Origin of the sequence: Sphingomonas sp. BE138 (assembly GCF_031456125.1) — a bacterium.
In the GTDB taxonomy this organism is placed as follows: Bacteria; Pseudomonadota; Alphaproteobacteria; order Sphingomonadales; family Sphingomonadaceae; genus Sphingomonas.
Genome location: NZ_JAVDUC010000001.1, coordinates 38,579 through 50,753 on the forward strand (window position 1 = coordinate 38,579; position 12,175 = coordinate 50,753).

Genomic DNA, 12,175 nt, shown 5'->3' on the forward strand with positions numbered 1-12,175 from the left:
GCTTGGTTCCGTAATTTATTGCGCAAGCGTAATTTTCCGGACGGGCGTTTCTGGATCGATAGACATCGGGACATGGCGATTCGAACGGTGCTGCTCGCCCGGCACGGGCATCATGCCGAAGTGGGGCAGGTTCTGAGCGGGCGCTCCGAGATTGCGCTGGATGCGCAAGGGCGCACGGAGGCGGACGGGCTGGCGAGGCTGGTCAGGCCGCGCGGCGTGACGCGGATCGTATCGAGCCCGCGGGCGCGGACGCGCGAGACCGCAGCGGCGGTCGCCGCGACGCTGGCGTTGCCGGTCGAGGAGGCGGCGGCGCTGGACGAGGTGGATTTCGGCCGGTTCACGGGCCTGTCCTTCGCGGCACTGGCGGACGATCCCGACTGGGCGCAGTGGAATGCGGCGCGCGGGACGGCGCGCTGCCCGAACGGCGAGACGATGGGCGAGGCGGTGGCGCGCGCGGTCGGGTTCGTGGCCGGGTTGCCGGCGGGGGTGACGCTGTGCGTGTCGCATTGCGACGTGATCCGCGGCGTGGTCGCGCACTACCTGGGATTGCCGATGGCGCGGATCTTCCAGCTGGGGTGCGATCCGGGATCGGTGACGACGCTGGTGCTGGAAGGCGAGGGGGCGCGATTGGTGGCGTTGAACGAGCGTTCGGGGTGACACAGAAGCGTCGGTGTAAGGGTCGGCGGTGCGACGGATCTGACAGACATGGGCCCCTGCCTGCGCAGGGGCGACGGGTGGTCAGTTCAGCGCGGCGTAGCTCTTTTCCTCGATCAGGTCGGATTCCAGCGCGAGGTTGATCGCGCGCTTCAAGGCGGCGCGCTCGTCGTTCTTGACGTAGACCGCGCGGGCGAGGCGGACGAACTCGCTGCCGAAGGCGCGGGCGGCCTCCTGACGACGGATCGCATCCTCGATCTCCCACAGATCCTCGTTGACGGTCTTCAGCTGTTCGAACAGCGGCGCGACCGCCTCCTGCCCCAGCACGCCGGCGCCGATGTCGGCGAGCAAGGCATGTTCGCGCGCGACATTGGCGCGCGCCTCGGCGCGGGCGATGCGATCCTGCTTGATCTCGAGGATGGTGATCTTGTCGAGCAACTCACCCCAGGAGACGGGCACCGACGGGGCGGGAAGACTGGCCATGATGGACTCCTTCGAAGGCGGCGAGGTCGCGGGCGACGGCGGCGAGCGGGGTCGCCCAGTCGCCGGGCGCGGGTTGCGGATAGAGGCGGATGCTGCCGTACCAGGCGCTGTCGGTTCGCGCGGGGTTCCAGCGCCAGTCGGGCGCGGCCTTGAGCAGCAGCCAGGTCGGGCGGCCGAGCGCCCCGGCGAGGTGCGCGATCATCGTGTCGACGGTGACCACCAGCGCGCAGCCGGCGACCAGCGCGGCGGTGGCGGGCAGGTCGAACGGGCACCCCTGTGGATTGACGACCGGCAGGTCGGTGGGCGCGCTGACCAGCGACAGGCAGCGGTGCTGCGCGGCGATCGGGGCGAGCAGGTCCGGGGCGATCCAGCGATCGGCGTCCCAGTCGCCCGCCTGCCAGCACAGCCCGATCGTGGCCGCGGGCAGCGGGGCGGGGGCGACGTGGAGGTACGGTGCGGGGGCGTCGCGCGGCGAGAGCCGGAGCGCCGAGCAGAGTTCGGTGATCTCCACGTCGCGCTCGGCCGGGGGGAGCGGGTGCGCGGGGTCGAAGGCGGCGAGCGTCACGCCGGGAAAGCGGAGCAGCGCGTGGAGGCGGGCGGGCGCCTCCAGCGTCACCGATCGAACGCGGGCCGCCAGCGCGGGCAGGAAGCGCGCGAATTGCAGCGTGTCGCCGAGGCCGTGGTAGCAGCGCACCAGCACGTCGCAGCCGTCGAGCGCGCGGCCGTCCCAGACCCAGCGCTGATGATAGGGAAGGCGCGGGTCGTCGCGCGTCGCGGGGTCGCGCGCGGCGAGGACCGCCTGCTCGATCGCCCAGGCGTCCTCGTAACGCTCCGCGCGCATCGCCTCGGTCCAGCCGCGATCGGTCATCCCGCCGCAAACGCTGCACACCCCGGCGGCGGTTCCGGATGAAAAACTTGATTGCGATCAGGCGAATGGAACGGCGGGTCGACAGGATGGTTGATGCTGCAATGGGTGACGGGGGCGAAATGACGACCGATTTGCGTGCGCGTGTCGAACGGCTCGCGCCGTGGTTCCACAACATCCACCTGCCCGGCGGCATCCAGACCGCGCCCGATCACTTCCTGCTCGATTATCCCGGCAACAAGTTCGCCGAGTTCGGCGTGTGCCTGCCCGAGGACATGACCGGCAAGACGGTGCTGGATATCGGGTGCAACGCCGGCTTCTATTCGGTCGAGATGAAGCGGCGCGGTGCCGAGCGCGTGGTCGGGATCGACTGGGACGAACGCTATCTGGCGCAGGCGCGGCTGGCGAGCGAGGCGCTGGGATTCGCCGACAGCGTCGAGTTCCGCAAGCTGTCGGTCTATGACGTCGCGCAGCTGGGGGAGCGGTTCGACCTCGTGATCTTCATGGGCGTGCTCTATCACCTGCGTCACCCGCTGCTGGCGCTCGACCTGATCCGCGAGCATGTCGCGGGCGACCTGATGCTGTTCCAGACGATGCAGCAGGGGTCGAAGGACGATGCGGTCGTGCCCGAGGACCACCCCTTCTACATGCCGGGCACCTGGACGCCCCCGGCCTATTTCGACGCGCCCGAATATCCCAAGATGCATTTCATCGAGCGGAAATTCGCGGGCGACTGGACCAATTGGTGGGCGCCCAACCGCGCCTGTTCCGAAGCGATGCTGCGCGCCGCCGGCTTCACGGTGACCGCGCATCCGCAGGACGACGTTTATCTATGCCGCATCGCCGACGTGCCCTTCGCGGAGCATGGCGTGCCCGCGGCGGTATATCCATCCAAGGGGGGAGTGCGCGCGTGATCGAAGCGGCGATGATCTGGAACGAGCCGAACAACAAGTCGCACTGGGATCCGGAGGTCGACCCCGACTGGTCGCTGTTCGCCGACACGGTCAAGCGCGCGGGCGCGTCGATCGCGGCGGTCAATCCGGCGGTGACGCGCGTGCTGGGCGGCATGTCTCCGATCGACCCGTTGTGGGTGAAGCGGCTGGAGGGACACGGCTGCCTGGACGCGGTGGACGTGGTCGCGGTGCACGGCTTTCCGCTCGACTGGAACCTGTGGAGCATCCACGACTGGCCCGCCAAGATCGCCGAGATCGAGGCGGTGACCGACAAGCCGGTGTGGGTGACCGAGGTCGGCGTCGGTTCGTTCGGCGCGGAGGAGGTGCAGGTCTTCGGGGTCGAGAAGACCGCCGAGCTGCTGGTCGGGCGCGTACCGCGCATTTATTGGTATTCGTTGTTCGACCTGCCGCAGGAATGGGGCGCGACCACGCGCCACCGCGAGGCGGAAGGGTCGAGCTACTACCGCCACTTCTACATGGGGCTGATCCGCGCCGACGGCACGCCCAAGCCGTCGCTCGACAGCTACGCCAAGGTCGCCGGCGAGATGGGGCTGATGCAGTGGTTCCATTACCAGGACCCGCGGCTCGACGATGCGGTCGCCTGGATGAAGCGGCTGGGAACGAAGAAGCTGCGTACCGGGCTGAGCTGGGCCGACAGCTTCCGCCCGAACGCGATCGACTGGTTCGACCGGCAGATGGAGGCGCTCGCCGACTTCGACACCACCGTCACCTTCTGCTTCACCCCCGAGCATCTCGGCATCCAGCCGCACCACACCAGCGCGGCGCGCGATCCGCAGGCGTTTGCGGATTTCTGCGCGTGGATGATCGACCGCTATGCGCCCGCGACGACCGGCACGGCGGCGACCGTCACCCCGCAGATTGCGGCGGCGTGACCTGATCGAGCGTGTCGAGCACGTCCTCGGCGCGCACGTCGCGCTCGATCTCGGCGGTGTCGGCGGGCGGTTCGACGCCGACGCGCTCGGCGATCTGGCGGACGAGCGCGGTCAGGCGTGACAATTCGTGCTCGGCAAGCAGGTTGATGTGCAGGTCGAGGTCCGCGCGCGCCTGCGCCTGCGCGCCCATGCGGTTCTGGCTGATGAGGACGAAGGTGGACAGAAAGATCGCCTCCACCGACGCGATCATCGCGAGCACGACGAAGGTCGGGTCGAACCTGGGCGACAGCCACAGGTTCCACACGATCCACCCGCCGAAGAAAGTCAGGTGCAGGCCGACGAACAGCATCGAACCGGTGAAGGCGGTGATCCGCCCGGCCAGCCGGTCCGACCATGGCGCATCCGCCTCGACGCGGCGCTGGCGTTCGGCCAGGCGATGGATGTTGTCGGCGAGCGCGCCGTTCAGATCACGGGGGTCATTCATGGAAAGTCCAACGTTTGTCGTACGATAATGGAAGCATGATGCGCGCTGCGGTCCTGGTCGCGCCGGGGCGGTTCGAGATCCAGGACGCACCGGTGCCGCAGCCGGGCCCGGGCGAGGTGCGTGTGCGGCTGGAGGGGTGCGGCGTCTGCGCCTCGAACGTCGAGCCGTGGGAAGGGCAGCCGTGGTCCACCTTCCCCGGCGCACCCGGCGGCATGGGGCACGAAGGCTGGGGCGTCGTCGATGCGCTGGGCGAGGGCGTGGCCGATGTCGCGGTCGGCGAGCGCGTGACGATGCTGTCGGGGCACAGCTTCGCGCCGTACGACGTGGCGGCGATCGACCAGCTCGTGCGGCTGCCCGCTGCGCTGGACGGGCAGCCGTTTCCGGGCGAGCCGCTGGCGTGCGCGATGAACATCTTCCGCCGCGCCGACGTGTTGCCGGGACAGACGGTGGCGATCGTCGGGATCGGTTTCCTGGGCGCAGTGCTGACGAAGCTGGCGAGCGATGCGGGCGCGCGGGTGATCGCGATCTCCCGGCGCGAGGAGTCGCTGGCGCTGGCGCGTGCGAACGGCGCGGCCGAGACCATCGCGATGGACGATCACTGGGCGATCATCGAGCGGGTCAGGCAGCTGACCGGCGAGGCGCTGTGCGAGCGGGTGATCGAGGCGGTCGGCAAGCAATGGCCGCTTGACCTCGCCTCCGCGATCGTCGGGTTCGGCGGGCGGCTGGTGGTGGCGGGCTATCACCAGGACGGCGCGCGGCAGGTGAACATGCAGGACTGGAACTGGAAGGGGATCGACGTGATCAACGCGCATGAGCGCGACCCTCGCGTCAATCTGCGCGGGTTGAACGAGGCGGTGGCGGCGGTGGCCGGCGGGCGCGTGGATCTCGCCGCGCTGCTGACGCATCGCTTCGCACTGGCGGAGTTGAACGAGGCGGTGGCGGCGACGCGCGACAAGCCCGCCGGCTTCGTAAAGGCGGTGGTGACGTTTTGATTTCGTCCGTCATTCCCGCGGAAGCGGGAATCCAGACGCGCTGACCTCGCGCTTCTGTCGAAACGGTATGGGTTCTGGATTCCCGCCTCCGCGGGACTGACGGAGGGAGAAGAGTTTGCAGGCGAACAAGACCAAACCGCGTGTCGGCTTTCTGGGCACCGGCTGGATCGGGCGGCACCGGATGGCGGCGATGGTCGACAGCGGTGCGGTGGAGGCCGTGGCGGTCAGCGATCCGTCGCCGGAGATGGTCGCCGAGGCGCTGAAGGCCGCGCCCGCGGCGCAGGTGTGCGGGTCGCTGGGCGAGATGCTCGCCCTTGGGCTCGACGGGGTGGTGATCGCCAGCCCGAGCGCGTTGCACGCCGCGCAGTCGATCGCGGCGCTGGAGGCGGGGGCGGCGGTGTTCTGCCAGAAACCGCTCGGGCGGGACGCGGCGGAGAATGCGGCGGTGGTCGCGGCGGCGCGGGCCGCCGACCGGCTGCTCGGCGTCGACCTGTCCTACCGCCACACCGCGGGGATGCGCGCGATCGCGCCGCTGGTGCGCAGCGGCGCGCTGGGGCGGCTGTTCGCGATCGACCTGACCTTCCACAATGCCTACGGCCCCGACAAGCCGTGGTTCTACGACCGCGCGCAATCGGGCGGCGGGTGCGTGATGGATCTGGGGATCCACTTGGCCGACCTGGCGCTGTGGCTCAATCCGGGGGCGCAGGTCGCGGGCGTCGATGCCGCGCTCTATGCGGGCGGCGTGCCGGTTACCGCGGAGGCGGTGGAGGATTACGCGGCGGCGACGATCCGGCTCGACAACGGCGTGACGGTGCGGCTGGCGTGTTCGTGGCGGCTGCACGCCGGGCAGGATGCGGTGGTCGAGGCGGCGTTCTACGGCACCGAGGGCGGGGCGGCGCTGCGCAACGTCGGCGGCTCCTTCTACGATTTCACCGCCGAGCATTTCCGCGGCACGTCGCGCGAGACGCTGGCGGTGCCGCCGGACGAGTGGGGCGGACGTGCGGCGGTCGACTGGGCGCAGCGGCTGGCGGCAGGGGCGCGGTTCGACGCGGCGGCGGAGGAATATGTCGTGACCGCGCGGGTGCTCGACGCGATCTATGCGGCGGGACGGTAAGGGGAGCGTAACGCCGGGGCCTCGATCGCGAGGTGGGTGTCGTCGCGTCTGCCAGGATGGCGGGCCGACAAGCGCAGCGCCGCGGCGGCGCCGCGTCGTCGATCAAGGCGTTGGCTCGCCGGCCCGGCTCGGGCGTGTCCCGGCGCAGGATGCGCCGGGCCGCCCTGCGCCTTAGAACTCGCTCCATTCTTCCGCGGCGACGGCCAGCGCATTTCCGCGGGTGCCGGTGACCGGGCGGCGCGCGCTGCGGGCGAGGTCGCGGCCGGCCTGCGCGGCGCGGGCTTGCAGATCGTGGACCGGCGACGGCGCGCGATGGGGGACGGGGCGGTCGCCGGCGGCGTTGCGGAAGCGCGAGACCTCGCTGAGCAGCCGGTCGGCCTCCTCCGCCAGGCTGCGCGCAGCGGCGGTCGCCTCCTCCACCATCGCGGCATTCTGCTGGGTGACGCCGTCCATTTCCGAGACGGCGGCGTTGACCTGCTGGAGCCCGGTCGCCTGATGCTCGGCCGAGGCGGCGATCGTCGAGACGAGCGTGCTGATCTCGCCGATGCGGGTGATGATCCGCTCCAGCGCCTTGCCGGTCTCGCTGACCAACTCCACGCCGGCCTCGACCTGTTCCGAGGAGGCGATGATCTTGGTCTTCACATCCTTGGCGGCGTCGGCCGAGCGCTGCGCGAGCGCGCGGACCTCGCTGGCGACGACCGCAAAGCCCTTGCCCGCGTCGCCGGCGCGCGCCGCCTCCACGCCGGCGTTCAGCGCGAGCAGGTTCGTCTGGAAGGCGATGCCGTCGATGACGCTGATGATCTCGGAAATCTCGGCGGACGCGCGCTCGATGCCGCCCATCGCGTCGACCGCGCGGCGCACGACCTCGCCCGAGCTCTGCGCCTCCGCCCGCGCGTCGCCGACGGCGGCGTTGGCGCGGCGCGCACCTTCCGCGGTCTGGCGAACGGTGGCGGTGATCTGGTCCATCGCCGCGGCGGTCTCCTCGAGGCTCGCCGCCTGCTGCTCGGTTCGCTGCGACAGGTCGTCGGAGGCCTGGCGGATATCGGCGGCGCCGCTGTTGATGCCGCTGCTGGCGGTCGCGACCGTGGCGATGGTGGTCGACACCGCGTCCATCGCACGGTTGAAGTCGCGGCGGAGCGTCTCGTACTGCTCCGGAAGGGGCTGGACGATCCGGTGGGTCAGGTCGCTGTCGGCCAGCCGACCCAGCCCACCGCTCAGCGCGTCGACCACCTCGCGCTGTTCCACCGACGTGGCGGCCAGCGTCCTGGCGTTCCGCTGGAAGACCTGCATCGCGCGCGCCATGCGCCCGACACAGTCGCGGTAATGCGTATAGGCGATCGGGGTGTCGACGTCGTCCGCGGCGATGCCTTCCATGCGAACCACCGTGTTGACATAAGGGTCGCAGATCAGCCGGCGCGTGGCCAGCGCGATCACCAGCACGCAGCCCACCACGCCCGCGGCGATGCCGATCGCGACCGGCGCCGGCAGCCAGCCGTAAACGGCCCCCGCCGTCGCGCCGAGCGAGAGCGCCGACAATCCGACATACAACGCCGCCATGATGGCGAATTTGACCCGAATAGGCGCGTGGCACTGGAACCAATCGATCATCGCTATTCCTTTCGAGCCCCCCCGCCAAACAATCGTCCTAATCCCGGTTAGGATGGCGAAAGCTGTGGCGCGACTTGTTAAACGGTCGGTTAATCTCCTGCCCGACCAGGGCGGGCGGCGATGTCCGATCACCGGGCGTCGATAGAAAAAGAAGTCTTCTCAAAGGGTTCAGCGGGACATGGATTGTTCCGATGACAATGATCTATTATTCCAGCAATGCCAGCGGCAGTCGCGGTGCGACCACTTCGCGCAGGACGAAGCCGCTTTCCATCTGCGTGACGCCGGGCAGCCGCGACAGCTCGTCGCGGTGGATGAGCGCGAAATGGGCAAGGTCGCGCGCGCGGACGGTCACGAGATAATCGTAGCTGCCCGACATCAGCTCGCAACGGACCACCGACGGGCTGGCGACGATCGCGGTCTCGAAGGCGTCGAGCACGTCGATGCGCTGGCTCTCCAGCGTCATCTTGATGTGAACGATCGTCTCGCAACCGAGCTTGGCCAGGTCGAGCCGCGCGGCATAGCCGGTGATGACGCCCGCTTCCTCAAGCGCACGCTGTCGGCGCGCGACCGCGGTCGCCGATCGCCCGATCGCCTCGGCCAGCGTGAAGGCGGTGGCGCGGGCGTTGTCGAGCAGCAGCGCGATCAGGCGGCGGTCGATTCGATCGGGGGCGTAGCTTTTCGGCGTCATCGGCGCCGATCATGGCGGATTCCGCCGCAAAGTCACTGGCGCATTGCGCACTTCGCCCGGTTCCACCGCCCGAGCTGCGCTATATCGGTGCAAACGGCAGGAGACGGACCATGCGCATCGGCGTGCCCAAGGAAATCAAGAACCACGAATATCGCGTCGGGCTGACCCCGGGCGCGGTGCGCGAATATGTCGCACATGGCCATGAGGTGATCGTGCAGACCGGCGCCGGCGTGGGCATCGCCGCCGACGACGCGGCGTATCGCGCGGCCGGGGCGGGCATCGTCGACACCGCCGAGGAGGTGTTCGCGACCGCGCAGATGGTGGTGAAGGTCAAGGAGCCGCAGCCCGGCGAATGGGTACAGCTGCGCGAGGACCAGATCCTGTTCACCTATCTCCACCTCGCCCCCGATCCCGAGCAGGCGAAGGGATTGCAGGCGTCCGGCGTCACCGCGGTCGCCTATGAGACCGTCACCGACGCGCGCGGGCACCTGCCGCTGCTGGCACCGATGAGCGAGGTCGCGGGGCGGTTGTCGATCGAGGCGGCCGGCACCGCGCTGAAGGCGGTGAACGGCGGGCGCGGCGTGCTGATCGGCGGCGTGCCGGGGGTGCAGCCGGCGCGGATCGTGGTGCTGGGCGGCGGCGTGGTCGGCACCCATGCCGCGCGCATGGCGGTCGGCCTGGGTGCGGAGGTGACGATCATCGACCGGTCGATCCCGCGGCTGCGCGAACTGGACGAGCTGTTCCAGGGCCGCGTGCGCACGCGCGTGTCGACGCTGGAGTCGATCGAGCACGAGATTTCGGAGGCCGATGCAGTGATCGGTGCGGTGCTGATCCCCGGTGCCTCGGCGCCGAAGCTGGTGACGCGCCCGATGCTGAAGCTGATGAAGCATCGAGCGGTGCTGGTCGACGTCGCGATCGACCAGGGCGGGTGCTTCGAGACGAGCCATGCCACCACCCATGCCGAGCCGACGTACGAGGTAGACGGCGTGATCCACTATTGCGTCGCCAACATGCCCGGCGCGGTGCCGTTGACCAGCAGCCATGCGCTGAACAACGCAACGCTGCCGTACGGGCTGGCGCTGGCCGACCGCGGCTATGCGGCGGCGGAAGCGGACGCCGGGTTGATGGAGGGCGTGAACGTGCGCGCCGGCAAGATCGTCAACAAGGTGGTGGCCGAGGCGCTGGGTAGCGCGGGCTGATCGGGTGACGGCGGCGGCGCCCTCGAGGGTGCCGCCGCAACCTTCGTCATTCCCGCGGAGGCGGGAATCCAGAACCTTTGACGTGGCGGCTTTTGCGAGAACCTGTGCGTCTGGATCCCCGCATTCGCGGGGATGACGTGTTGGCGGACGGCCTTGCCCAGCCGCCCGCCCGCCTGCCTTACTTCTTCTTGCGCGCGCGCTTCGGAGCGGCGGCGGCTTCGGTGTCTTCCTCCTCGTCCGCTTCTTCCTCGCCGGCCTCGGTCAGCGCTTCGCCGAGCGCCTTCAGCTTGTCCTGCGACTTCTCGGCCTTGTCGGCGATCTTGGTCGTCGCGGCACCCAGGCGGTGAAGCAGCGCGTGCACGCGGTCGGCGTCGGGCTCGTCCTTTTCCAGTTGCTTGCGCAGCGAGGTGAGGTCGCGCAGGATGCCCTTGGCGCCGGGCACGTCGGTGTCGGCGAGTGCGGCTTCCCAATCCTCGATCATGTCGACGCCCTTGGCAGGCTTGGTCTCGTCCAGCCCGCGATTGATCGCGTTCATCGTTCCGGCAAACTTCACGGCCATCGGCTTCTTCCTTTCGGAGCGGGGTCAGTCCCGAGGTCGCGAACGAGGAGCGAACAGCTTATGTCCATGATCCTCATTAAGTTGAGCGAGATCAGCGTGATCGCTGACTCATGTGTCATTCGCGTGTCGCTTCGATGACGCGTGCCGTCACCCAAACGTCGTCACGCTGACACCTGTCCGTCGCACAAGGGTCGCCGTTCCGGGCCGGGAGCGGCCCCTAGCGAAGGTAAGCGGCGGGAATGACAGCGACGATGACGACGGCCGGCGTGGCGCTGGCATACGACCGTTGGGCGCCGGTCTATGACCTGGTGTTCGGACCCGTCTTCCGGCAGGGCCGCGCCGCGGCGATCCGCGCCGCCGACCGGATCGGCGGGCGCATCCTGGAGGTGGGCGTCGGGACCGGCATCTCGCTGCCCGGCTATGCGGCGACCAGCCGCGTGACCGGGATCGATATTTCCGAGGACATGCTGGACAAGGCGCGCGCGCGCACCCGGCGGCTGAACCTGCCCAATGTCGAGGCGATCCGGGTCGGCGATGCCGAGGCGCTGGATTTCGCCGACGAGTCGTTCGACGTCGTCGTCGCGCAGTATGTGGTCAGCGCGGTGGCCAACCCGCGTCGCGCCCTCGACGAGTTCGCGCGCGTGTGCCGGCCGGGCGGCGAGATCGTCATCACCACCCGTGTCGGCGCCGAGCAGGGGCTGCGTGGCGGGATCGAGCGCGCACTGATGCCGGTCACCGAGCGGCTCGGCTTCCGCACCGACTTTCCGTTCGCGCTCTACACCGACTGGATCGCCGACCGTGGCGACGTGTCGCTGGTCGAGCGGCGCGCGATCCCGCCGCTGGGCCATTTCTCGCTGGTCCGCATCGCCAAGGAGACCGCATGATGCCGTCGCTTCGCAAGCTCCGTTTCGAGGATGAACAAGGCAATCCCGGGTTCCGCGCGCAGTTGAAGGAGCAGCGCTGGGACGATCACCGCTATTACCACCACGATCTGATCAACCAGAGCCTGCATTTCGTCAGCGCCTGCACGTTCATCACCGCTTATGCGTTGCTGTTCGTCGACGCCGCGCTGGCGAGCCTGCTGGCGTGGGGCGTGGCGATGACCAGCCGGCAGGCGGGGCATTTCTTCTTCGAGCCGAAGGATTACGACGAAGAGAACGGCGTCAGCCACGAATATAAGGAAGAGGTGAAGGTCGGCTACAACCTGATGCGCAAATATGTGCTGATGGGATTGTGGCTGGCGATACCGGTGGTGCTGGCGCTGTCGCCGACCTTGTTCGGGGTGCTCGAGCGGCCGGAGGGGGCGATCGGCTTCCTGCGGCACGTCGGGTTCGGGTGGCTGTTCTTCGGGGTGGCGGCGATCCTGTTCCGGGTCGGGCAATTGTGGATCGAGCGCGATCTGGAGACGGGACTGGTGTGGGCGACGAAGATCGTGACCGATCCGTTCAGCGACTTCCGCCTGTATCGCACCGCGCCGGCGCGGCTGATCAAGTACGGGCGGGTCGACGACCATCACGCAGCGGCGTGATACCGCGAGCGTCCGTCATCCCCGCGCCGGCGGGGATCCAGACGCGCTGAGAAGGCGGATGATCGGGACGGTGGTTGCGCGGCCTTGCGGCGACTGCTTCGCGTCTATCGCTACCACATGGGTTCTGGATCCCCGCCTTCGCGGGGATGACGAGT

14 protein-coding genes are annotated in these 12,175 nt (G+C 69.2%); 8 read left to right on the forward strand and 6 right to left on the reverse strand.

The features are described from left to right. The first annotated feature begins 72 nt into the window (after positions 1-72). Entirely contained in the window at positions 73-657 is a 585-nt protein-coding gene (locus J2Y58_RS00185; RefSeq protein ID WP_310096886.1) for a histidine phosphatase family protein, read from the forward strand. Positions 658-738: 81 nt separating this feature from the next. On the opposite strand, the gene J2Y58_RS00190 is transcribed toward J2Y58_RS00185, so the two are convergent. Continuing rightward, positions 739-1,137 carry a DUF6165 family protein gene (locus tag J2Y58_RS00190; RefSeq protein ID WP_310096888.1) on the reverse strand — a complete coding sequence of 133 codons (399 nt, stop codon included), beginning with the start codon at positions 1,135-1,137 and terminating at the stop codon, positions 739-741. Then, positions 1,094-2,005, reverse strand: a complete 912-nt coding sequence (locus J2Y58_RS00195) for a glycosyltransferase family 9 protein (protein ID WP_310096891.1) — start codon at positions 2,003-2,005, stop codon at positions 1,094-1,096. Before J2Y58_RS00195 ends, J2Y58_RS00190 begins: the two co-directional genes overlap by 44 nt. Before the next feature lie 119 nt (positions 2,006-2,124). Here J2Y58_RS00195 and J2Y58_RS00200 point away from each other — a divergent pair, with 119 nt between their 5' ends. Continuing rightward, complete coding sequence (locus tag J2Y58_RS00200) at positions 2,125-2,916, forward strand: TIGR04290 family methyltransferase (protein WP_310096894.1); 792 nt, start codon at positions 2,125-2,127, stop codon at positions 2,914-2,916. Next, positions 2,913-3,848 (forward strand): glycosyl hydrolase, encoded by a 936-nt coding sequence (locus tag J2Y58_RS00205; RefSeq protein ID WP_310096897.1) that lies wholly within the window; start codon positions 2,913-2,915, stop codon positions 3,846-3,848. The genes J2Y58_RS00200 and J2Y58_RS00205 overlap by 4 nt, the downstream gene beginning before the upstream one ends. Here the strand turns inward: J2Y58_RS00205 and J2Y58_RS00210 are convergent. Beyond that, entirely contained in the window at positions 3,823-4,332 is a 510-nt protein-coding gene (locus J2Y58_RS00210) for a DUF1003 domain-containing protein (RefSeq protein ID WP_310096899.1), read from the reverse strand. The two genes, J2Y58_RS00205 and J2Y58_RS00210, sit on opposite strands and share 26 nt — an antisense overlap. Before the next feature lie 38 nt (positions 4,333-4,370). Between J2Y58_RS00210 and J2Y58_RS00215 the strand changes: the two genes are divergently transcribed. Both J2Y58_RS00215 and J2Y58_RS00220 read left to right on the forward strand, forming a co-directional pair. Next, on the forward strand, positions 4,371-5,324 hold the full coding sequence (locus tag J2Y58_RS00215) for a zinc-binding dehydrogenase (RefSeq protein WP_310096902.1): 954 nt from the start codon (positions 4,371-4,373) through the stop codon (positions 5,322-5,324). A 115-nt stretch (positions 5,325-5,439) separates the two neighbouring features. Next, a complete protein-coding gene (locus tag J2Y58_RS00220; RefSeq protein ID WP_310096905.1) occupies positions 5,440-6,438 on the forward strand; it encodes a Gfo/Idh/MocA family oxidoreductase in 999 nt (332 codons plus the stop codon). A 171-nt stretch (positions 6,439-6,609) separates the two neighbouring features. Here J2Y58_RS00220 and J2Y58_RS00225 read toward each other — a convergent pair whose 3' ends face one another. Continuing rightward, positions 6,610-8,046 (reverse strand): methyl-accepting chemotaxis protein, encoded by a 1,437-nt coding sequence (locus J2Y58_RS00225; protein ID WP_310096907.1) that lies wholly within the window; start codon positions 8,044-8,046, stop codon positions 6,610-6,612. Positions 8,047-8,251: 205 nt separating this feature from the next. Beyond that, positions 8,252-8,734: an Lrp/AsnC family transcriptional regulator gene (locus J2Y58_RS00230; RefSeq protein WP_310096909.1), complete on the reverse strand. Its 483-nt coding sequence runs from the start codon at positions 8,732-8,734 to the stop codon at positions 8,252-8,254. A gap of 110 nt (positions 8,735-8,844) precedes the next feature. Between J2Y58_RS00230 and ald the strand changes: the two genes are divergently transcribed. Beyond that, entirely contained in the window at positions 8,845-9,933 is a 1,089-nt protein-coding gene (ald, locus tag J2Y58_RS00235) for an alanine dehydrogenase (RefSeq protein ID WP_310096911.1), read from the forward strand. Between the two features lie 178 nt (positions 9,934-10,111). On the opposite strand, the gene J2Y58_RS00240 is transcribed toward ald, so the two are convergent. Continuing rightward, positions 10,112-10,492, reverse strand: a complete 381-nt coding sequence (locus J2Y58_RS00240) for a hypothetical protein (RefSeq protein WP_310096913.1) — start codon at positions 10,490-10,492, stop codon at positions 10,112-10,114. A gap of 251 nt (positions 10,493-10,743) precedes the next feature. On the opposite strand from J2Y58_RS00240, the gene J2Y58_RS00245 reads away from it, so the two are divergent. Further along, on the forward strand, positions 10,744-11,376 hold the full coding sequence (locus J2Y58_RS00245) for a class I SAM-dependent methyltransferase (RefSeq protein ID WP_310096916.1): 633 nt from the start codon (positions 10,744-10,746) through the stop codon (positions 11,374-11,376). Further along, the gene (locus J2Y58_RS00250; RefSeq protein ID WP_310096919.1) at positions 11,373-12,020 is read left to right on the forward strand and encodes a hypothetical protein; all 648 of its coding nucleotides are present in this window, start codon (positions 11,373-11,375) and stop codon (positions 12,018-12,020) included. Before J2Y58_RS00245 ends, J2Y58_RS00250 begins: the two co-directional genes overlap by 4 nt. The last annotated feature ends 155 nt before the right edge of the window (positions 12,021-12,175 follow it).